Source organism: Amycolatopsis sp. NPDC004368 (genome assembly GCF_053602515.1).
This window is the reverse complement of record NZ_JBSGDT010000001.1, coordinates 55,986-77,615: the sequence shown is the minus strand read 5'-3', so window position 1 is coordinate 77,615 and position 21,630 is coordinate 55,986. Positions and strand designations below refer to the sequence as shown.

Below are 21,630 nucleotides of genomic sequence, written 5' to 3'. Positions count from 1 at the left end.
GACGACGAGGGCCGGGTTTTGTCACGCACCGAAGTTCTGTTGCTCCAACGCCGAAAAGGGTTTCTTGTCCTTGAGCTGCGCGTACTGGTCTTTGGCCCAGTAACTCACGTTGACCTCAGTGCTTTCGAGCAACTGTGTGTAATCGGCCCACGAGATCCAGCGCCAGCCACCGACTTCCTCGGCGTTGGGCCGGGGGTCGTCATCGACCCACGCGACGAACACCGGGCAGAACTCGTTCTCCACGATCCCCTGGAACGGCGGCGTGCGGTAGCGGTACTTCGGCAGCACCACCTCGAGGTCCTGCAACTGCGGCAACCCGATCTCGTACGCGGCGCGCCGGCGCACGGCGTCGGGCAGCGACTCGCCCGGAGCGGGGTGCCCGCAGACGCTGTTGGTCCACACCCCCGGCCACACCTTCTTGTCCAGCGCGCGTTGCGTGATCAGCAACGCCTGGTCCGACCGGCGCAGCACATAACACGAGAACGCGAGGTGCAGCCGCGTCTCACCGTGGTGGCTCGCGAGCTTCGGTCCGGTCTCGCCCGTCGGCTCGCCGTCCTCGGTGACGAAGACGATGCGCTCGGCCTCGGGTTCGGTGATGGTGTCCACGTGACCACTGAACACCAGAGTTCCACCGACGAGGTACCGCAAGGCGGGTGGCCGTGCCGTTCTTGCCGGTTCGGGTGGCCGATCGGCACGGTCCGTCACGGTCTCGGCGGAGGAACGCGGCCGCGGTGACCGGCCAGAGTGAACGACCGAGTCCGAAGTGGACAAAACACGGCCGGCTTCACCAAGTGAACACTCTCTGTGACCTGCCGCATCGGGCCAACAGCCAGCGATACCCGTGCAGGGTGAACTCCCGGTCCCAGCCCTTGACGCGGCGCGACCACCGCCGCCAACCGGAACGATCTCACCAAATGTCCAAAGTGGACGAATTTCGGCAATAATTCCCATGCACCGGCAAAAACCCGGGCCGGCTCCTTCGTCAGTGGCTGCCGAGGTGCTCGACGATCAGGGACGTGAGGGCCTCGGGCGCTTCTTCGGCGACCCAGTGCGACACGTCTTCGAGCATCTCGAACCGGTACGGCCCGGTGACCCAGTTGGCGGTGTCGAACGCCGCGGTGGAGCCGAAAGCGACGTCTTCGGTGGACCACACGTAGAGCGTCGGCACGTCGATCTTGCCGATCTTCCCTCCCGGCCGCCCGCCGCGGTACCAGTTCAGCGCGGCCGTGAGCGCGCCCGGTTCCTCCAGCCGCCGCACGTACTCGTCGATCCGGCTCGGCGGAATGCGGCGGTCGAAGATGTCACGCAGCGCGCGGGCGCCGTCGGCGAGCATCTTGCGTTCGGTGGCCGGCGTCGAACGCCATTCGGCCATGTACGCCGACCGCTGGTGCTGGTCCTCGTCGGTCTTCAACGCTGCGGAAAGCGCTCCCGGGTGGGGGGTGGACACCACGGCGAGGCTGCGCAGCCGGTCCGGGTGCGCGTCGGCGGTCCACCACGCGACGGCCCCGCCCCAGTCGTGCCCGACGAGGTCGAACTTCTGCCACCCCAACGCATCCGCCATTGCCACGGCGTCTTCCACCAGGGTAGAAATACCGTACTCCGCCGCTCGTTCGGGTCGAACGTCCGGCGAGTACCCCCGCTGGTCCGGTGCCACGGCGCGGTAGCCGAGCACGCCGAGGGTCGCCACCTGGTGTTCCCACTCCACGGCGGCCTCGGGGAAGCCGTGGAGCAGCAGTACGGGGCGACCGTCCTCCGGCCCGGAGGCGATCGCGTCGAAGGAACCTGCTTCGGTCGGGATGCTCAGCTGGTCGATCACGGCTGGCACTCTACGGGGCCGCACCGACACTTTCCGGCAATGGCCTCCCATGCAGATCTCGGCGGACAAAGGGGCAAGCGGCGGCTCGATCTGGTCAGCCGCACCCGCGTCTTGCTGGGACTTGTCGCATTTTGTCCGATTTTCTCGACCCTGCACTCCCGGTCATCCCCGAGTGTCCAGAGGGGAACAACCCGGCTGCGAAAGCCGGGAACTCCTTTACGTTGGTGCCGCCTACTCCACTCAACCTGCCCGGGAAGCGATGAGCCGGAGTCATGGCACTCGTGGATATCCGTCTTCCGGATGTGGCCCGCGCGGACGGTGACCCGCTTCGACGACAAGTCGACAAATTCCAAAAGTGCGATGAGTTAAGGAGACGAACGTGGCTTCAGCCGACGGTGCTCTTGTCAATACAGACGTCATGCGCCAGGGAGCGCAGACGATCCACGACACCGGGGAGCAGATCGGTCAGGTCGACACCCAGGTCGACAACACCATGCTCTCGCTGTTCGAGACGTGGCAGGCCGACAGCGCCAACCTGTTCAACGAGGCCATGGGTCAGTTCCACCAGACGGTGCGCAACATCATCGACAAGCTCAACGAGCTCATGGGCCAGGTCAACACCGGCGCGGCCAACTACGACCAGCAGGACGGCGACAACAACGCGACGGTGCGCGCGCAGGCGGCGCAGATCGGCACGCCGCTCACGCCCGCCGGCCTCCCCGGCATGTGATCCGCCCGTACTCCGGTTCTCCTGAAAGGAAATCCCATGGCTCTCGGCCAGTTCAAGATCAACTTCGTCCAGATGGAATCCACCGTCGGCCAGGCCAAGCAGCAGGCCCAGTCGATCAGCGACCTGCTCGACGCGATGAAGAAGACCATCGACTCTCAGCGTGAGAGCTGGACCGGTGTGGCCGCCGACCAGTTCCAGGACGCCTACAACTACTGCCACCAGCAGGCCGAAGCCCTGCCCGTCGCCCTCGACGCCGCCGCCGGCACCCTCAACACGATCAACGGCGGTACCGGCGACGCCGAGAGCCGCATCGCGGCCTCCTTCGTCACGCACTGATCGCCGCGCGGGCTGCCCGGGGCGTGGCGGGGATCCGCCGCGCCCCACGTGTGCCCGCCGGTCCACTGACCTGAAAGGACGGTCGATCGCCCATGACGTACGGCACCAACGACGGCTCCACCATCGACCACAGCAACGACAACAAGAACGACCACCCCACGTTCCACAGCCCCGGCGACCAGTCGCCGACCGGCGTCAACGGCAAGTGGATCCCCGACAACGGTCAGGTCACCACGCCCCCGCCGGTGCCGGGCAAGGACGGCGCCGCCGGCGGCAAGGGCGACACCGTGGTCAACACCGAGGCGATGCGCACGTTCGCGAAGAACATGCAGACCCTCGCCGACGGTCCGCTGAAGGACCTGCCCAACCAGCTCGACAGCATCGTGCTCAAGCCCGGTGTCTTCGCCACCGCCCAGACCAAGATCGTCACCCAGATCACGGGCACCGGCGGAGCGCGCGACACCGTGCGGGCCACGATCCAGGACCTCGTCACGTCGCTGCACGACCTTTCGGAGGCCGTGAACAAGGCGTCGAAGGAATACGACGAGCAGGACAACGCCAACAACATGACGGCCGACAAGTACAACGAGTACTTCAGCGCGGTCGGCACCGAGATCAACAACGCAGGCAGCAAGAAGAGCTGATCCCGGTCACGGGAGCGGCGGTTCCGGGTTCCGAGAGAACGAGGCAGGATGGGCAAGAACGACAGCCCGAACCCGAACAACAGCCACGGGTTCCAGGAAGACGGCAGCGGCATCTGGTCGGACGGGTCCACCCCGGCGGCCAACACCAGCGGTGATCCGGGTCAGGACTTCAACGGAATGACCTGGAAGCAGATCGAGGCCGCGATCCTCGGCGGCGGCGCGATGTCCGCCGGCCAGGGCAACCTCGACCGCGCCTACGGCAACGTGAACTGGCAGTCGCTGCAGGTCGCCGCCGGCATCTTCCAGACCACCCAGGCGAACCTGACCACGATCGGCCAGGCCGTGAAGGACCAGGCCGCCGCTCTCGCCGGCGACGACGGACCGTGGCAGGGCACCGCCGCGGCCAAGTTCAAGGCCATGACGAACGACCTGGCGGCGAAGTTCGACGCGCTGGCGCACATGATCACCGACGGCGGTGGCGGGCGCAGCATCCCGGTCGAGCTGGCCAACTCCGCCGCCTACCTCGACTGGGCGCAGCAGACCCTGCGCTACATCGACAGCTACTACGCCCAGCAGGTCATCGCGGCGGGGCACGTCCTCGACGACGGCCGCGCGCACATCGCGGACTTCCCCGAAGCCGTCGACATGATGACCAACGACATGCGCCAGGTCGGCAACACGCTGGCCGGCAAGTACAACACCGTCGCGGTCGCGAGCTATTCGCCGCCCCCGCCCAGCCAGCCGCCGCCTCCCACCCCTCCCGGTGGCGCCGGTGGCGGTGGTGGCGAACTCCCGCCGCCGCCCCCCGAACTTCCCCCGCCGCCTCCGCCGCCGCCCATCAAGGGACCGGGCGACACCGGCGACACCGGCGGTGGCAACAACGGAAACTTCAAGTCCGCCAACATCACCGGGCCGCCCGACGGCGGTGGTGACGGTGGGGTCGGCGACTTCAAGTCCGCCGCGATCAGCGGTCCGCCCAACGGCGCCGGTGGCGGTGGTGGCACGAACCTGCCGCCGTTCAAGTCCGCGGCCGTCAACGCGCCGAACCTCGACGCGACCGGGTCCGGCGCGGGTGGCGGTGGCGGTCTGCCCGACTTCACGTCGGCTTCGCTGCCCAACCCGCCCGCGGACGCGGCCGGCGCGAACGGCACCGGCGACGGCGCCGTCATCCCGCCGTTCACCTCACCGAACCTGCCGAAGCCACCTGCCGGCGCCGGCGCCGGGGGAACCGGTGGCACCGGCGGGATCACCGGAACCGGCGGCGGCTTCAAACCCCCGGTGCTCACCGCGAACAACGGCGATGACACCAAGGGCGGCACCACGGGTCTCAACCCGATCAAGCCGCCCGTGCTCACCGGGCCGCCCGACGACACCAAGGGCGGTGGCCTCGGCCTCGGCACCGGCGGAACCGGCACGGGCACCGGCAGCGGTGGCTCCACCGGCGGCCTCTCGGGTATCAAGCCCCCGGTGCTCACCGGACTGCCGAACGGTGGCAACCCCGGCCTGCAGAGCAACGCGCTCCACCCGGCCGATCTGCCTGACCTGCCCGACGCCCTGCAGAACTCCGGCAACGACCACCAGGGCAGCTTCACGTCCCCGCCGATCCCGCCGCCCACCGGCGCGGGCGGCATGGGCGGGCTGGGCCAGACCGGCACCGACCGGCCGGACTCGGCGGGGCTGCTCGGCGGGATCAAGAAGCCGTGGCTGCCGACCCCGCCGCAGGGCATCGGCGACCCGAACTCGCTCGTCGAGACGCCGCCGCTGGACCACGCGTCGTGGGCGCCGCCGCCCGTCGACGGTGCCTCCCACGCCGGTACCGGCGGGGCCGGGATCAAGGGCGCGGGCGGTGTCGGCGCGGGTGGCGCCGGCTCGATCAAGGGCCTGGACTCGAGCAACCTCGTTCCGCCGCCGACCCTGCCCGACCTGCCCGACGCGCTGACCGACGGCAACACCGGCCGGCAGGCCGCGACCGGCGGTCCCGGCTCGGGCATGCCGATGATGCCGCCGTCGAGCGGTACGGGCGGTGCGGGTGGTCTCGGCAACCAGACGAGTGACCGACCGGACTCGGCGGGCCTGCTCGGCGGGATCAGCAAGCCGTGGCTCACGGGTCCGCCCGCGGGCCTCGGCGACCCCACCGCGGCCGACACCCCGCCGCTGGAGGCCGCCTCGTGGGCACCGCCGGCCGGCACGGGTGGCACCGGTGGCGGTTTCGGTGGCGTCGACGGCCTCGGCGACGGTGCGCTCGACAGCGGCCTGGAGAGTGGCCTGGAGAGTGGCCTGGAAACTGGCCTGGACAGTGCGCTCGACAGCCCGGCCGACCTGCCTGAGCTGCCGGAAGCGTTGACGGGCACGGATTCCTCGAACCAGGCAGCGGCCGCGGGAGCGGGCTCCGGCACGCCGATGATGCCGCCGCAGAGCGGAGCCGGGAACGCCGCGAACGCCAACGCGGCCGAACGCCCGGATTCCGCCGGCCTGCTCGGTGGCGTGACCGATGCGTGGAACGCGAGCTCGCCCGTCGGGGTCGGGGACCCGAACTCGACCGGCGACACCCCGCCGGCGCAGACGGCCGGGTGGGCCCCGACAGTGGTGGCCCCAGTCGATTCGTCCACTGTGGACGAGTCGCCTGTCGTGGTCGTGACCCCGCCCGGCGCGGTCGGCGCCACGCCGCCGGTGTCCGCCGGACGGTCCGACGCGGAGCAGCACCTCGACCGCAGCTCGCAGCCGTGGACGAGCCCGGGAACCGGTGATCCGGGTGTGCTCGGAGAAGCCGCGGTCCACCCGCATCCGCACTCGGTGCCGGCGGACACCACTCAGCCGGCGGAACCCGCGCCGGCGTCCGTCGACACCCCGGAGCCGGTCTCGGGCTGGGCCACGGGTGACCAACCGGCCACCGGCTGGGCGGTGAGCGAAGCTCCGGTCGCCGTCCCGGCGGCACCGACGAGCTGGGCGTCGAGCCCAACCCCCACGCAAACCCCCGCGCAAACCCCTGCGTCGAGCCACAAGCACGACGACAAGGCGGCGACCCAGGGCGGCGTCGGCGGCGGCGAACCGGACGACGTGGTGCGCATCGCCGTGGTCCAGCCCTCGGAGACCGTGGACACGTCGGCCTGGGATGCGGGCACGGAGGAGTTCCTGCCCGGTTTGCTGCCCTCGTCGGTGTTCTCCCAGCGCGAGGAGCAGGAGGAGGAGTTCGGCACCGATCTGGTCGAACGCTCCGACCGTCCCTGGCGGCCGGCCGAGGACACCGACGGGCCGCAGCTCGCCACCTACCAGCGGGTGCGGGCCGGGGAGGGCGAGTTCCACGGCGACCAGATGATCTCCTGCGCCGCGGGCCCGTCCGAGCGGGCCGAAGTGCCCGAAGAGGACACCGCGGACGAGGGTGAAGAGGAAGAAGAAGTCGAACGCACCATGGCGGACCTGCTGAGCCAGGACGAATCCGCGTGGGGCCGCCCGGCGAGCAGGCCCACGGGCGTGCTGGAGTGAGGCTGGGCGTGGAGCGAGAGGTGCGGCGGTGAGCACGGAAACCGTCAAGCGTGGTCCGCGGACCGCGGGTCCGGAGATGCCCGAGGGGCAGGAGGATCTGCAGGAGCCGCCGGTCCTCGCGGAGCCGGCGGCGAGGGATTTCAACTCGCTGCTGATGATGCTGCCCATGGGCATCGGCTCGATGGTGATGGTCCTGTCGTTCTCCGGCGTGGGCGGGTCGTCGCCGATGACCTACGTGCTCGGCGGCGGCATGGGTGTGTCGATGATGGCCATGAGCCTCGGTCAGCTCACGCGCAGTGCGGGTGACCGCAAGCGCAAGATGAAGGCCGAGCGCCGCGACTACCTGCGCTACATCGCGCAGGTGCGCGAGCGTGCGCGCTCGACGGCGGAGCAGCAGCGGCGGGCGGTGGCGTGGAACAACCCGTCGCCCGATTCGCTGTGGTCGCTGGCGAGGGGGCCGCGGCTGTGGGAGCGGCGCGTGAGCCACGACGACTTCGGTCGTGTGCGCATCGGGCTCGGTTCGCAGCAGTCGGCGCTGGAGCTCGTGCCGCCCGTCACGAAGCCGATCGAGGACCTCGACCCGCTGTCGGCGATCTCCTTGCGGCGCTTCACCGAGACGTACCGGACGCTCTCAGGCATCCCGACGGCGGTCGGCCTGCGCAGCTTCACGAGCGTGGAGTTCGACGGCGACCCGGAAGCCGCCGTCGGGCTGGTGCGGGCGATGCTCGCGCAGCTGATCACGTTCCACTCGCCCGACGAGCTGCGCGTGGCCGTGCTCACGACCGAGGCCGCCCAGTCGCAGTGGGACTGGGTGAAGTGGATGCCGCACAACAACCACCCGACGTTCCGCGACTCCGCGGGCGCGCTGCGGTTGCTGGCGACCGACCACGACGAGCTGATGGACATCCTGGGCCCCGAGGTCGCCGATCGCGACGACCACGACAAGTCGGTCGGCCCGACCACGACCGAGCCACTCGTGGTGATCGTGGCGCACCTGGCGCAGATCCCGGAGTCGTCGCGGCTGCTCGGCGCGGGGCTGCGCAACGTGGTGCTGCTCGACGTCACGGGCGCGTTGCCCGGTGGCCCGAAGGTGCTGCGACTGACCACAAAGGACGATCTCGTCGAGTTCCCCGCCGGCACCGGCGCGGGTTCGGCGGTGCGCGACGAGCTGTCGGTGACGCAGGCCGAGGGTCTCGCGCGGCTGCTGGCGCCCAAGCGCACGAGCGGCACGCTGGAGATCGCGGAACAGCCGCTGGAGAGCGACTTCGGGCTCACGGCGCTGCTGAACATCAAGGACGTGTACTCGTTCGACATCGCGGCGCAGTGGCGGCCGCGGGCGGTGCAGCGGGCGCGGATGTCCGTGCCGATCGGCGTCACCGAAGAGGGTGAGATCGTCGAGCTGGACCTGAAGGAGTCGGCGCAGGGCGGCATGGGTCCGCACGGCATGCTGATCGGCGCGACGGGTTCGGGCAAGTCGGAGCTGCTGCGCACGCTCGTGCTCGGGCTCGCGGCCACGCACTCGTCGGAGATCCTCAACTTCGTGCTGGTGGACTTCAAGGGTGGTGCGACGTTCCTCGGCATGGACCGGCTGCCGCACACGTCGGCGATGATCACCAACCTGGCCGACGAGCTGCCGCTGGTCGACCGCATGCAGGACTCGCTCAACGGCGAGATGGTGCGCCGGCAGGAACAGTTGCGCGCCAGCGGTTACCCGTCGCTCTACGAGTACGAAAAGGCACGCGCGGCCGGTGAGCAGCTGGCGCCGATGCCCACGTTGTTCCTGGTGGTGGACGAGTTCTCCGAGCTGCTGAGCGCGAAGCCCGAGTTCATGGAGCTGTTCGTGTCCGTCGGCCGGCTGGGCCGAAGCCTCGGCGTGCACCTGCTGCTCGCGTCGCAGCGCCTGGACGAGGGCCGCATCCACCGCGTGGAAGGCCACCTGTCGTACCGGATCGCACTGCGCACGTTCTCCTCGATGGAGTCGCGCAACGTGATCGGCGTCGGCAGCGCGTACGAGCTGCCTTCCGAGCCGGGCAACGGTTTTCTCAAGATCGACACGACGAACCTGGTGCGGTTCAAGGCCGCGTACGTGTCGGGCCCGGTGCCCGCCGGCAACGGCGAGGGCTCCACCGACGCCGCCCGCGTGAGCCGTGACGTGGTGCCGTTCTTCACCCAGGCCCGCCCGAGCCGGCTGATCATCCGCGACGACGTGCCGGACGCCCCCGAGAAGAAGTCCGACGCCGAGCTGCTCGACGCCACCCCGGCCAACGGCCCGACGCTGGCGGACGCGTTCGTCGACCGGCTCACCGGCGCCGGCCCGGCCGCGCGCCAGGTCTGGCTGCCGCCGCTGGCCGAGTCGCCGAGCCTCGACTCGCTGCTGCCGAGTGTGCTGCCCGATCCGATGCGTGGCATGACGGTGCAGGACCAGGCCCACCACGGCCGTCTGCGAGTGCCGATGGGCATGATCGACCGGCCGTTCGAGCAGGTGCGCGAGCTGCTGCTGGCCGACGTTTCGGGTGCGGCCGGCCACGTCGCCGTGGTCGGCGGTCCGCAGACCGGCAAGTCGACGCTCGTGCGCACGCTGGTGCTCGCGCTCGCGATGACGCACACGCCGGAGGAGGTCCAGTTCTACGCGCTGGACTTCGGCGGTGGCGGCATCATGGCGATCAGCGGCCTGCCGCACGTCGGCTCGGTCGCCACCCGTCTCGAACGCGACCGCGTGGTCCGGACCATCGAGGAGATTTCGCAGGTGATGGAGTTCCGCGAGAGCGTGTTCTCCAGCCGCGGCGTCGAGTCGATGGAGGTCTACCGGCAGCTGCGCCGCCGGGGCCAGATCGACGACCCGTTCGGCGACGTGTTCCTCGTGATCGACGGCTGGTACACGATCAAGAACGACTACACGGAGCTGGAGCAGAAGATCGGCGAGCTGGCCGCTCGCGGCCTGTCGTTCGGCATCCACGTGGTGATCGCGTCCACGCGCTGGTCGGAGATCCGGCCGTTCCTGCGGGATCTGCTGCAGACGCGGTTCGAGCTGCGCCTCGGTGACCCGATGGAGTCGGAGATCGGGTCGCGCAAGGCCAAGACCGTGCCGAACCAGCCGGGCCGCGGCCTGACGCCCGACGGCCTGCACTTCCTCGCGGCCCTGCCGCGCATGGACGGCAGCTCGGCCACCGACGACCTCGCGGCGGCGACCAAGGCCGTGGCCGAGGAGGTGCAGACGTTCTGGCCGGGCCGCAAGGCGCCGGCGGTGCGGATGCTGCCGAGCACGTTGCCGATCGGGGAGCTCCCGCACCCGGACGGCGACCTGCGGATCGCGCTGGGTCAGGACGAGCAGCGGCTGCAGCCGGTGTGGCACAACTTCGAGACCACCCCGCACCTGCTCACCTTCGGCGACAACGAGACCGGCAAGACGAACATGCTGCGGCTGGTCATCCGCTCGGTGCTCGCGCGCTACCAGCCGAACGAGGCGAAGATCGTGCTCGCGGACCCGAGCCGCATGCTCGACACGGAGGTCCCCGAGGCCTACCGCGTGGGTTACGCGACCACCACCGAGGCGTTGAAGGAGCTGGCCGGGCAGGCGAGCGTGTCGCTCACGCCGCGCGTGCCGGACCAGACCATCTCCGCCGAGCGGCTCAAGCGCCGCGACTGGTGGACGGGCCCGCGGCTGTTCTTCGTGATCGACGACTACCAGCTGCTCACCGGCGGCATGGGGTCGCCGCTGGAACCACTGCTTTCGCTGCTGGCGCAGGGTTCCTACATCGGGTTCCACCTGATCATCGCGCGCAGCACGTCGGGCGCGATGCGCTCGCTGGCCGACGCGGTCGTGCGGCGCATGTGGGAACTCGGCAGCCCGGGTGTCGTGTTCTCCTACCCCAAGGAGGAGGGCAAGTTCCTCGGCGAGGCCACGCCGCGCAAGCTGCCGGCGGGCCGCGCGCAGCTGGTCACCCGGCGCGGGGTGAAGCTCATGCAGACCGGTTACGTGCCGCTGGGCGCGGAAGCCGAGCAGCAGCTGGTGGGTGGTCTCCGGTGAACCACGCAGTCTTCGACGACGCTGGAAGGAGCGGGCGTTGACAGCCATGCAGGGCGAGCTCTGCCGCATCACCGTGTACGGGCCGCAGGGACGGGCCGATCTGGCCGTGCCGATGTCGGTGCCGCTCACGAGCCTGCTGCCGGTGCTGTTGCACCACACCGGCGGCCGGGAGGAGCCGGCCGACACGTGGGTGCTGCAGCGGCTCGGCGAAGCGCCGCTCGACGCGGCCGGCACGCCGGAGTCGCTGGACTGGAAGGAAGGCGAGGAGTTCCACCTCCGGCCGCTGCAGGACCCGTTGCCGGAGCTGGACTTCGACGACATCGCCGACGGCATGGCCACGGCGGTCAGCCGCCAGCCGGGTCGCTGGAAGCCGGAGTTCAACCGGTGGCTGTTCCTCGGGTTCGCGATCGCCGCCCAGCTGGTGGTGGCGTGGGTGCTGCTGATGCCGGGCTCGCTCGGGTTGTCCTCGATCGGGTCCGCGGTCGTGGCGCTCGGCTTGCTCGTGTCGGCGGTGGCGTGCGGTGTGCGGTCCGAGGACGGTGCGCTGCTTCTGTTGCTGGGCCTCGGTGGTTGTGGCTTCGCGGCCGTCGCCGGAGCGATCGGGGTGGCCGGGATCGACGCGGCGTTCGACCTGCAGGGCGCGCCGATTCTCGTCGGTTCCCTCACGTTCGCGCTCGCCGGCGGGCTGGTGATCGGTGGCCGGGCCGCGTGGTCGCCGGGGCTGCCGTTCGTGCCGTTCGGCGCGGTCGTGGCCGTCGGCGTGGCCGGGGCGATCTCGATGTGGCTGCACCTGGGTGCCGGCTTCACGACGGTGCAGACGGCGGGGCTGCTGACGACCGTCCTCATCGGATTCATGGTGTTCGCGCCGCGCATCGGCATCCGCTTCGCGCGCATCCGCGGACCGCAGCTGCCGCGCACGGCTTCCGAGCTGCAGTACGACATCGAGCCCGCGCCCGCGGAGCAGATGGTGCGTCAGACCGCGTACGCCGGCGGTTACCTGACGATCTTCTCGATCGCCTCGGCGGTGGTGATCACCTGCGCGATCCCGTTCCTCGTCGAACAGGACCTGTTCCCGAAGCTCGCGGCGTTCCTGGCGGCCACGGCGGCGTTGATGCGGTCGCGGGCGCTGCTCGGCGCGTGGCAGCGCGTGCCGCTGTCGATCGCCGGCTCGGTCGGGCTGGTGCTGCTGGCCGTCGCGTTGATCGCGCCGCTGGAGGCCGGCTGGCGCGGTGCCGCGACGTTCGGTGTGCTGCTGGTGTTCTTCCTGCTGGTGCTCGCGATGCTGCGGCCGCCGCCGCGGCGGTTGCTGCCGATCTGGGGCCACCTGGCCAACTGGACCGAGACGCTGAGCGCGGTGGCCCTGATCCCGATCCTGCTGCAGTTGTACGGGGTCTACGGCTGGGCGATCGGCCTGACGGCGTGAACGGGGTGAGCTGACATGGTGCAGACGCAGAAGGATCACGTCGAGGCGTATTCGTTCCTCATCGGACGGATGACCTCGGCCCTCGTGCTCGGCGACGCGAGCCACCTCGACGTGCCGGCCAAACGCGCCTGGACGGGCCTGCTGGTCGGGGCCGCGCTCGGGCTGCTGATCGCGGTGGGGTTCTTCGTCTACGGCCTGATCGCGCACCACACCGGCGGCGGCGCGCCGTCGGCGCCGGTGACCGGTGGGCCATCGCACACGGTGCGGATCCCGACCTGACCTGATACGAACCGCTTCGCCGGAGGATCGCGCCGGTGCCGGTAGGAAGGACGAAGGTGAACATGGACCTCTCGCTCGTGCGTCGCGGGACCGGGATTTCCGGCACCGATCTGGACAAGCAGACGGTCGGCAACGCGCTCGTCGTCCACCCCGCGTCCGGGATTTCCGACGAGGCGCAGGCCCTCGCGCTGGCCGTCGCGGCCGACCCCGACCACGATCTGGTGGTCGTCGACCTGCCGGTGGACTCGCCGATCGCCCTGTGGGAATCGGTGGCGAAGGTCCTGCCGCGCCGCCGCCGCGGCGTGCGGCTGGTGATCGGCGGGCGCTCGCGCGAGACGTCGGCGCTGGCCGGGCAGTGGCTGTCGGAGCGGATCAACCGCACGGTGCTCGCCCCCGACGGCTCCGTGATCCCCAGCGCCGGCGGCTCCCTGTTCGTCCACTCCGGACGCGGCAGCGGCTGGGTGAAGTTCCAGCCCGGCCGCGCGCCGAAGTGGGAAGCGAAGCGGTTCCCCCGGCCGTCCTGGGACTCCGGGCTCACGGCCGAGGTCACGTCGACCAGCTCGCGCGGTCTCGCGGAGCCGCTGCCGGGCGGGCTGTGGGTGCGGCCGGTCGGCTTCGACCAGGGCCAGCGCGCGCACCGCGCGGCGCTCATCAAGGGCCTGCCCGCGCTGGACGACACGATGACCATCGTCCTCGGCTGCCCCGGCTGCCCACCCCTGACCCTCGACGACGCCGCCCGCCTGTGGGTGCGGCTGCCGGAGAACGTGCGCGCCAAGGCCCGCTTCGTGCAGTACGGCCCCATGTCCGTGCCCGCGGGCACCACGCTCGGGCAGGCGCTGGCCGACCTGCTGGGCAAGGAGATCGCGTTCTACACCGGCCTACCCGTCGGCTCGCCGCAGCTCGTGGACGTGCGCACCGTGCTCTTCGACGGCCGCCTCGGCTGGACCGCGTTCGTCCGCGAGGTCGGCTACCAGCCGCGCACCGGGCCGGACGCACCCGCACCCCGGCTGATCAGCCACCGCGCGCCGATCAACGGCCTCGACGAGGTCGCGCCGGCCGTCTACTGGTACTCACCCGACGCCGTGATCGAGGTCGTGCAGTCGGGCCTGCTGGTGCGTTCGCCGCGTGACGGACAGGACACCCCCGCGGTGCGCGCGCTGACCCTCGACAACTCCATCAACAACCTCACGTTCGACGCGGGTGCCGACGATTCGGCCGACCGCATGCGGTTGCTGGCCGAGGACCTGATGGCCCGCCTCGACGAGAACACGCGCCGGATGAGCCGAGTGCTCCCGGCGGCCGCGTTGCTGGCCGAACGCTCCCGGGTGCAGGTGTCGAACCGCGCGCTGGCGGAGATCGAGCAGGGTGAGTCCGTGCCGGCGCTCCTCGAGGCGAGCCCGACGGAAGTCGTGGTGCCGGCTACCCCGGTGGGGTTGGAGGCGACTTCCGCGCCGGTGTCACTGCGGGCGGAGCCGACGATCACGCAGCGCCTCGACCCCGGGGTCGGCGTCACGCGCTCCCTGGCGGGGGCTCGCCCGATCACGATCACCTCGGCGCGACCGCCGGCGTCGGTCGGTCCGCAGAGCGGGCCGTTCGGCGGGCCGGACGAGAAGCCGGCCACGGTCGGTGGTCCGGTACCAGTCGTGGCCGGTGATACGGAATCGGGCTCGACCGAGTCGCCGGTCCTGCCAAGTGCCGCGGCGCCGGTTGCGGCCGAAACGCCGGCAGCTGTGGTTCCTGGCCCCGCCGTGCCGGTCGGGCCGTCGATGGTCGGCCCGGCCGACCCCGGAGTCTCGGGTCCGGTCGCGTCGGGAACGGCGAGCGATTCCGAGTCGCCGGTCGTGCTCACGAACTCGGCACCGGCTGGGCCGGGTGCTGCCGGCCCGTCGGTCGTGCCGGGTGGTGCGGGGCCTGCCGCGGTTGTCGGGTCGGCGGGGCCGCAGCCTGGTGGGTTCGCCGGGCCAGGTGCGCGGCCGCCGGCCGGGTTCTCCGGGGTGTCCGCACCGATTCCGCCTGCCGCGCCTCCAGCCGGGATGTCGGCTGCGCCGGTCGTTCCCGGAGTGCCCATGACCGCCGCTCCGGTGCGTCCTGCTCCGGCGCCTCCTGCTCCCGTGCCTCCTGCTCCGCTGCCCCCTGCGGCGACCCCGCCCGCCGGGATGCCGCCGGCCGCGACGCCGCCCGCGGGAATGCCCCCGGCCGCGACCCCGCCGGCGGGGATGCCGACCACCCCGGCACCGAAGGTCGACGAGGTGCCCGCCGAGAAGGCCGAGCCCACCGCGACCGATGAGTCCACCGCGACCACGGCCGAAGCACCGGCCGAAGCCACCGCCGAAAAGCGCGAAGCCCGTCTCCAGCCCACCCCCGGCCCCGACGCCACAGCCCTTCTGCCCAAGCGCGGCGCCGACAAGGAACGCGAATGGCTGCGCAAGTCCCTGGGCTCCGAGTTCGGCCTGATGTCCAACTCCGTCGCCCGCGTGCTGTCCGAGCACCCGGGCTTCCAGGGGGCGCTGTCGACGTCGCAGGCCGAGGTGCTCACCGACGCCGTGGCCGTGCAGCTGTACCTCTCGGTCAAGGGCGCGGCCGTCGACGGCGCACTGCGCACCGGCGTCAACGGGCCGCACGTGCCCATCGCGCGCTGCGTCGTGGCCGGGCTGAGCCGGCTGCCGTCGCACCGGGGGCCGGCGACGTTCGCGACTTCGGTGCCGAAGCCGAGCTGGGAGCTGCTGCGCTCGCGGAAGGTGGTCACCGAGTGGGGTTTCCTCAACACGCTCACGCAGCCGTCGTCCACTTTGGCCGGCGAGACGGACGTGCTGGTCTGGTCGATCACGGCCCGGCGCACGAAGCTGCTGGAGCCCGTGAACGGTGGCGTCGAGAACCGGGTGCTGTTTGTGCCCGGCACGAGTTTCAAGGTGCTGGACCTGCGTGAGCCCGCCGAGGGCGAACGGGGTCTGGTACTGCTGCGGGAGCTCACGTCGAGCGAGGTGGACGAGACCGGCCGGGTCGCGTCGGACCGGATCTCGCTCGACGAGCTGGCGCTGGTGTCACTGCGCCGTGAGCTCGAGGTGTGGGCGGAGGCCGAGGGCAGGGAGCCGATCGCCGTGGCCGCGGCGCCGCGGTTCGGGGCACTGCCGGGGCTGGTCTGAGGGTGGAGAGGCGGATTCGATGAACCGACAGTTGCTCGTGGTCGCCGGCGACCGGCCGGGTGCGTTCCCGACCATCGGCGCCGCGCTGGCCCAGGCGCAGCCGGGGGCCACGATCAGCGTGCACCCGGGCCGCTACGAGGAGAACCTCGTGGTGGACCGGATGGTGTCGCTGGTCGCCGAGCAGGGCGTGGGCACCGTCGAGGTCGTGGCGAGCCAGGGCAGTGTGCTCGTCGCGAACTCCGAAGCGGTGCAGCTGCGCGGGTTCACGCTCACCAGCACCGACGCGAGTCTCGTGGCCGTCGACGTGGTGCGCGGTGAGGCGGCGCTCGACGACTGCCGCGTCTCCGGCGCGTCCTGGGCGACGCTGCTCGCGCGGCTGCAGGGGCAGCTCGCGCTGCGCGGCTGCACGGTCACGAGCACGGCGGGCGCCGCCGTCGTCGTGGCTTCGCCGGCGCAGAGCACGATCGAGGACACGGAGATCGTCGACGCGGCGTCGTCGGGGATCGTGGTGGCCGAGGTCGGGTCCGTGGTGCTGCGCCGTTGTGTGGTGCGGCGGCCGCAGGGCAACGGCATCTGCGTGAACGGCGAGGCCGTGGCAGTCGTTGAGAACTGCGAGATCACGGGCGCGCAGAAACCCGCGATGGTCGTGGAGCAGCAGGGCCGCGCGACGATCACCGGCCTGACCGTGCGTGACAGCGCGAACGTCGACCTCTACCTCACGAGCCAGGGCCGCGTTTCCGTGGTGGGCTCGCACTTCCTGTCGGCGCCGATGCAGGCTGCGCACGTGGCCGCGTCGTCGGCGCCGGTGCTGCGCGAATGCGTGTTCTCCGGTGCCGGCCGCAACGCCGTGCAGGCGACGGCGAACGCGGCGCCGCACTTCGTGGACTGCACGTTCGAGGGCTCGCCGGTCGCGATCCTCGCCGACGGGGAGGCGACGCCGAAGTTCGAGCGCGCCACCGTGCGGGGTTCGACGCAGACCGCCGTGGTCGTGAACGCCGACGCGGCCGTGACCGTCACCGGCCTGCGCCTCAACACCGACGGCGGCCGTGGCATAGTCCTTTCCGGACAGTCGCGAATGGATCTGGTCGACGCGGCCATCGAAACCGGCCACGAGCCTGGTCTGGAGACGACGGAGTCGGCGCGGCTCACCGTGGGTGACATCCGCGTGGGGTCCTCTGCCGTGCACGCCGTGACGCTGGGGTCTGGCGCACCGTCCTCGCTCACGTCGGTGCTCGTGCGCGGGGGCGGCCTCCGGGTCGCGGGTCCGGGCGAAACAGCTTTGCAGGACTGCGAGATCGCCGAATCGAACGCCGACGGGATCGCCGTGGCCGCCGGGGCGGTGCTGGCCGCTTCGCGGTGCCGCGTGCGCAACGCCGCGCGCACCGGTGTGGTACTGGAAGAGGGCTCGCGCGGGTCGCTGGTCGAATGCGAGGTGCTGGGCGCGGGTGAGGACGGGTTCCGCGTGGACACGCGCGAGCCGGTGACGATCCGCGACTGCGTGGTCAACGACGTGGGCGGCGAAGCCGTGCGCCGCGTCGAAGACGACCAGTCGACGGTGGAGAACGTGAGCGCCGACCAGGCCTTGGCGAGTGGGCTGGCGGGCGAGTTCCCGGCGGCGCCCGCGCCGCCGGCCGAGCAGCAGAGCGTGAGCGAAGCCGCCGGTGAGGTGCTCGACGGGCCGCTGGGCGAGCTCGAGTCGCTGGTGGGTCTGGCCGGGGTGAAGAAGGAGGTCACCGGCCTGATCAACCTGATCAAGATGTCCCAGATGCGCGAGCGCATGGGCCTGCCGATGCCGCCGATGAGCCGCCACCTCGTGTTCGCGGGCCCTCCCGGTACCGGCAAGACCACGGTCGCGCGCCTGTACGGCACGGTGCTGGCCGAGCTGGGCATCTTGTCGAAGGGCCACATGATCGAGGTGGCGCGCCAGGACTTGGTGGGCCAGTACATCGGGTCGACGGCGATCAAGACCACCGAGGTCGTCGAAAAGGCCATCGGGGGCGTGCTGTTCATCGACGAGGCGTACACGCTGGCCGCGGGTTCGGGTGGGTCCGGTCCGGACTTCGGGCAGGAAGCCATCGACGCGCTCATGAAGATCATGGAAGACCAGCGCGATTCGCTCGTGGTGATCGTGGCGGGGTACTCGGAGCAGATGGAGCTGTTTCTGCAGTCCAACCCCGGCCTGGCCTCGCGGTTCACGCGCACGATCGAGTTCCCGAACTACAGCGTCGACGAGCTGGTGACGATCACGACCGGCCTCACGCGCAAGCACTACTACGAGCTGACCGACGACGCGATCACCGCGTTGCGCGAGTACTTCGAGCGGGTGCCGAAGGATTCGACGTTCGGCAACGGTCGTGTCGCCCGGAAGCTGTTCGAAGCCATGGTGAACAACCAGGCTTCGCGCTTGGCCCTGCAACCGCCCACAAAGGACTCGGAGCTCAACCGGCTCACGGCCGAGGACCTGCGCGCGGAGCTGGTGCAGCTGCCCGCCGCCGCGGCGGCCGCGGTGTCGGTGGGTTCTGACCCGGCCGCGGCCGTCGGCGCGAGCACGGGCTGGAACCGGCTGCGCACGCTCGTCGGCCAGGCCGGCGTCCGGGAGAACGCGCGGCGCCAGCTGGTGCGTCTCGGTGGGCTGAACCAGGAGCGGCAACCGTTGGGGCACTTGGCGAACCTCGTGATCAGCGGCGAACGCGGGTCCGGGCGAGCCGAGTTCGCGAAGCTGTACGCGCGGAGCCTGGCGGAGCTGGGGCTGGTGAACGTGGGGCAGCTCGTGCGCTGCTCCGTGGCCGCGGACCTGTTCCCGCGCTGGCCAGGGCAGGCCGAGCACCTCGTGCGCACGGCCATGGACGACGCGAGCGGCGGCGTGCTGGTGCTCGATGTGGACGGTGACTGGGAGGTCGCGGTGCACAGCCCCGGCGTCGAGGTGGTGGAGGCCGTCGCCGAGGCGGTGACGCGCCGGCCGGCCGATCCGGTGGTGGTCCTCACCGGACAGTCGCAGCGGGTTTCGGCGTTGCTCGGTGCGGTGCCGTCGCTGCGGAGCGCGTTCACCGTCGGCTGGGAACTCGGTGAGTACACAGTGGACGAGCTGGCCGAGATCGCCGTGCGGCTGCTGGTGCGCCGAGGTCACGACGTGCCCGACGACGTCCGCGAAGCGCTGGCCCACGAGCTGGCCGCGGCGTCGGAGCACACCGCGTTCGCCGCGCACGAACTCGCGCGCACGCTGTCGATCGCCGCCGCTTCGCGCACGCTCGCGGCCGCCGACCTGCGCGGCATCCGGCCGCCCGAAACGGGAGCGCTGGCGCTGGGCCCCGGCCTGGCGTCGGTGGGCTGAAGGGGGTAATGCATGAGTTCGCCGTACCAGAAGATGCTGGACGACGCGTTGAGCGCCGTCGAGAAGCAGCGCGAGCGGTTCGACGAGAGCCGCAAGCAGCTGAGCACGCTCACCGGCACCGCGACGTCGGCGCGGCGCGAGGTGACCGCGACGGTGTCGCGCCTCGGTGAGCTGACCGAACTTTCCTTCCCCACCAGCGTGTACAAGCGGATGCCGCCGGCCGAGCTCGCCGCGGTGATCGTGAAGACCGTGGAGGAGGCTCGGCAGAAGGCGGTCGACGCGTCGGCCGAGGCGATGGCGCCGATGTTGCCGGCGGGGGTTTCCGCGCAGGACTTGATGAACGGCCGCGTGGACGTGCGGTCGCTGTTCTCGGGCCGCGTGCCCGGGCTGGAGGAGGACTGATGGCCGACAGCTTCTTCGTCGACTCCGACGGGCTCAACGGCGGCGCGAACGCCTTCGCGAGCAAGGCCGCCGAGCTGCAGGCGCTGGCGCAGCACGTGCACGACCTGGCCAACCCCGGCCGTGTCGCGGCGGCCGCCGGAAACGACGACAACGGCAAAGAGTTCGCCAACACCCACGTCGAGGCGGCCGGCAAGGTCTTCGCCGGGCTCGACGCGTGGGCGAAAGCCGTCGGCGGCACGACGGACGCGGTGCGCAGCATGGCCGAGGTGTTCCGTGACGTCGACGGCGCCGCCACCGACGTCACGGTCCAGCTGCGGGACGCGATCACGGACCTCGCCACAGGTGGCGGCGGTGGTGGTGCCGCCACGCCGGAGCACGCCTCGAACCCGACACCCTCGAAGCACGCCTGACGAACCCGGGCGGTTCGTCGGCCGCCGAAGGAGGTGACCCCCGATGAGCCTGATGGTGGACCCCAGTCTGAACTGGATCTTCTACATCATCGGGGGTGACGCCTGGCCGCAGGGCGACGAAGACGCGTTGCGCGCGCTGGCCACCGAGTGGGACCAGGTCGCCCAGCGCATCGCGCAAGCGGGGCAAGGCTTCAGCCAGCTCGCCGAGCAGGTCGCGGCCAACGTCGGCGGCGACGTGCAGCAGAACTTCCTCGACTTCGCCACCAAGCTCGGCCAGGTGGGCAACCAGTTCATCGCGAGCGCCCAGACCCAGGCGGAGGCGCTGCGGCAGTACGCGCTGGACGTGGAGAAATCCAAGTACAGCATGCTGATCGCGATCGCGGTCACCGCCGCCGAGGTGCTCTGGGCCATCGCCGACCCGTTCACGGCGCCGCTCGTGCCGGAGATCCTGGCGATCGGCCGCACCGTCGTCAAGGAGATCGAGCAGTCCTTGGTGTCGCGCTTGATGTCCCTGGCGCGCCACCTCGCGTCGGCCATCGCGGAGGAAGCCGGCGAAGAGGTCGCGGAAGAGATGCTCGCGCAGGTCATCCAGATCGCGCAGGGCAACCGCAAAGGCTTCGACGCCAAGGACATCATGCAGTCCGCCGTCCTCGGCGGCATCGGTGGCGCCTTCGCCCACGGCTTCCACGGCGGCCTGGGCAAGTTCGACAACAAGTTCGGCACCAAGTTCAGCCACAACGTCTGGGGCGCCGCCGGCAACGAAGCCATCACCGAAGTCGTCGTCGGCGGTGCCGGCGCGGTGCTGTTCGACGGCGACACGGACAGCCTGGGCTGGGGCGCCCTCAACGGCGGCCTCAGCGGCGCCGCCACGCACGGCGGGCACAAACTCGGGCAGAAAGCCCACGACATCCTCAACGGGGACAAGGGCGGCAACGGCCCCACCGCCCAGGGCCCCGGCTCGATCGGCGGCTTCGGTGGTTTGGTCAGCGACTTGGGGTTGGGCGCCCTGGGTGACCTGACGGGCCTCGACCTGGGCGGTGGCTCGGGTTCTGGGTCTGGCTCGAGTTCTGGCTCTGGGTCTGGGTCGGGTTCTGGCTCTGGGTCCGGGTCGGGTTCTGGCTCCCGCTCCGGCGACTCAGCTCTGGCCGGCGGCTCGGGTGGTTCGACCGGATCTTCCGGCTCGGGTGGCTCTTCCTCCACAGCAGGCTCCGGCTCCGGCGGCTCGGCCGGCACCTCCGGCTCCGGCATCTCCGGCTCCGGCTCCACCGGCGGCGCCTCGAGCGCCGGCGGCACATCCGGCGGCAGCACCACAGGCAGCGGCTCGTCAGGTGGCACCAACACCGCCCACACCGACTCCGCCGGCGCCCCCGACCGCGGCCAGTCCTCCGGCACCGCCGGCAACCCCGCCACCGGCAATTCGGCTTCCGGCACCGGCAACTCAGCCAACGGCACTGCTGGCGCTGGTGGTTCGGCGAACGGTGCTTCCGGCGCTGGTGGCTTGGCGAATGGGTCTGCTGGCGCTGGTGGTTCGGCGAACGGTGCTTCCGGCGCTGGTGGCTTGGCGAATGGGTCTGCTGGCGCTGGTGGTTCGGCGAACGGTGCTTCC

At 71.1% G+C, this 21,630-nt stretch carries 14 protein-coding genes; 12 read left to right on the top strand and 2 right to left on the bottom strand.

Features of this window, described 5'->3' with window-relative positions:
* Positions 1–21 precede the first annotated feature (21 nt).
* The gene (gene idi / locus ACWEOE_RS00270; RefSeq protein ID WP_452001727.1) at positions 22–606 is read right to left on the bottom strand and encodes an isopentenyl-diphosphate Delta-isomerase; all 585 of its coding nucleotides are present in this window, start codon (positions 604–606) and stop codon (positions 22–24) included.
* A gap of 376 nt (positions 607–982) precedes the next feature.
* Positions 983–1,816 (bottom strand): alpha/beta fold hydrolase, encoded by an 834-nt coding sequence (locus ACWEOE_RS00265; RefSeq protein ID WP_452001724.1) that lies wholly within the window; start codon positions 1,814–1,816, stop codon positions 983–985.
* Positions 1,817–2,195: 379 nt separating this feature from the next.
* Here ACWEOE_RS00265 and ACWEOE_RS00260 point away from each other — a divergent pair, with 379 nt between their 5' ends.
* The 12 genes from ACWEOE_RS00260 to ACWEOE_RS00205 form a co-directional block, all read left to right on the top strand.
* Positions 2,196–2,546, top strand: a complete 351-nt coding sequence (locus ACWEOE_RS00260) for a WXG100 family type VII secretion target (RefSeq protein ID WP_452001721.1) — start codon at positions 2,196–2,198, stop codon at positions 2,544–2,546.
* 36 nt (positions 2,547–2,582) lie between these two features.
* Positions 2,583–2,882, top strand: coding sequence for a WXG100 family type VII secretion target (locus ACWEOE_RS00255; RefSeq protein ID WP_452001719.1), 300 nt, complete (start codon positions 2,583–2,585; stop codon positions 2,880–2,882).
* A gap of 92 nt (positions 2,883–2,974) precedes the next feature.
* Positions 2,975–3,526 carry a hypothetical protein gene (locus tag ACWEOE_RS00250; protein ID WP_452001716.1) on the top strand — a complete coding sequence of 184 codons (552 nt, stop codon included), beginning with the start codon at positions 2,975–2,977 and terminating at the stop codon, positions 3,524–3,526.
* Between the two features lie 48 nt (positions 3,527–3,574).
* Entirely contained in the window at positions 3,575–7,009 is a 3,435-nt protein-coding gene (locus ACWEOE_RS00245; RefSeq protein WP_452001713.1) for a hypothetical protein, read from the top strand.
* A gap of 28 nt (positions 7,010–7,037) precedes the next feature.
* Positions 7,038–11,036 (top strand): type VII secretion protein EccCa, encoded by a 3,999-nt coding sequence (eccCa, locus tag ACWEOE_RS00240; protein ID WP_452001710.1) that lies wholly within the window; start codon positions 7,038–7,040, stop codon positions 11,034–11,036.
* Between the two features lie 46 nt (positions 11,037–11,082).
* The gene (eccD, locus tag ACWEOE_RS00235) at positions 11,083–12,459 is read left to right on the top strand and encodes a type VII secretion integral membrane protein EccD (protein WP_452003276.1); all 1,377 of its coding nucleotides are present in this window, start codon (positions 11,083–11,085) and stop codon (positions 12,457–12,459) included.
* Positions 12,460–12,474: 15 nt separating this feature from the next.
* Positions 12,475–12,738: a type VII secretion protein EccB gene (locus tag ACWEOE_RS00230; RefSeq protein ID WP_452001707.1), complete on the top strand. Its 264-nt coding sequence runs from the start codon at positions 12,475–12,477 to the stop codon at positions 12,736–12,738.
* A 35-nt stretch (positions 12,739–12,773) separates the two neighbouring features.
* Positions 12,774–15,881, top strand: coding sequence for a hypothetical protein (locus ACWEOE_RS00225; RefSeq protein WP_452001704.1), 3,108 nt, complete (start codon positions 12,774–12,776; stop codon positions 15,879–15,881).
* Positions 15,882–15,900: 19 nt separating this feature from the next.
* The gene (locus ACWEOE_RS00220) at positions 15,901–19,212 is read left to right on the top strand and encodes a right-handed parallel beta-helix repeat-containing protein (RefSeq protein ID WP_452001701.1); all 3,312 of its coding nucleotides are present in this window, start codon (positions 15,901–15,903) and stop codon (positions 19,210–19,212) included.
* A gap of 12 nt (positions 19,213–19,224) precedes the next feature.
* On the top strand, positions 19,225–19,614 hold the full coding sequence (locus ACWEOE_RS00215; RefSeq protein WP_452001699.1) for a YbaB/EbfC family nucleoid-associated protein: 390 nt from the start codon (positions 19,225–19,227) through the stop codon (positions 19,612–19,614).
* Positions 19,614–20,024 (top strand): hypothetical protein, encoded by a 411-nt coding sequence (locus tag ACWEOE_RS00210; protein ID WP_452001696.1) that lies wholly within the window; start codon positions 19,614–19,616, stop codon positions 20,022–20,024. The genes ACWEOE_RS00215 and ACWEOE_RS00210 overlap by 1 nt, the downstream gene beginning before the upstream one ends.
* A 43-nt stretch (positions 20,025–20,067) precedes the next feature.
* The coding region (locus ACWEOE_RS00205) for a WXG100 family type VII secretion target (protein WP_452001694.1) at positions 20,068–21,630 on the top strand (1,563 nt) is incomplete at its 3' end.

What these genes read in the sequence shown, in the direction of transcription:
- ACWEOE_RS00210 (WP_452001696.1), top strand. Translation starts at nt 19,614, where the DNA reads ATGGCCGACAGCTTCTTCGTCGACTCCGACGGGCTCAACGGCGGCGCG.
- ACWEOE_RS00220 (WP_452001701.1), top strand. Translation starts at nt 15,901, where the DNA reads ATGAACCGACAGTTGCTCGTGGTCGCCGGCGACCGGCCGGGTGCGTTC.
- ACWEOE_RS00255 (WP_452001719.1), top strand. Translation starts at nt 2,583, where the DNA reads ATGGCTCTCGGCCAGTTCAAGATCAACTTCGTCCAGATGGAATCCACC.
- eccD (WP_452003276.1), top strand. Translation starts at nt 11,083, where the DNA reads ATGCAGGGCGAGCTCTGCCGCATCACCGTGTACGGGCCGCAGGGACGG.
- ACWEOE_RS00245 (WP_452001713.1), top strand. Translation starts at nt 3,575, where the DNA reads ATGGGCAAGAACGACAGCCCGAACCCGAACAACAGCCACGGGTTCCAG.
- ACWEOE_RS00215 (WP_452001699.1), top strand. Translation starts at nt 19,225, where the DNA reads ATGAGTTCGCCGTACCAGAAGATGCTGGACGACGCGTTGAGCGCCGTC.
- ACWEOE_RS00230 (WP_452001707.1), top strand. Translation starts at nt 12,475, where the DNA reads ATGGTGCAGACGCAGAAGGATCACGTCGAGGCGTATTCGTTCCTCATC.
- ACWEOE_RS00250 (WP_452001716.1), top strand. Translation starts at nt 2,975, where the DNA reads ATGACGTACGGCACCAACGACGGCTCCACCATCGACCACAGCAACGAC.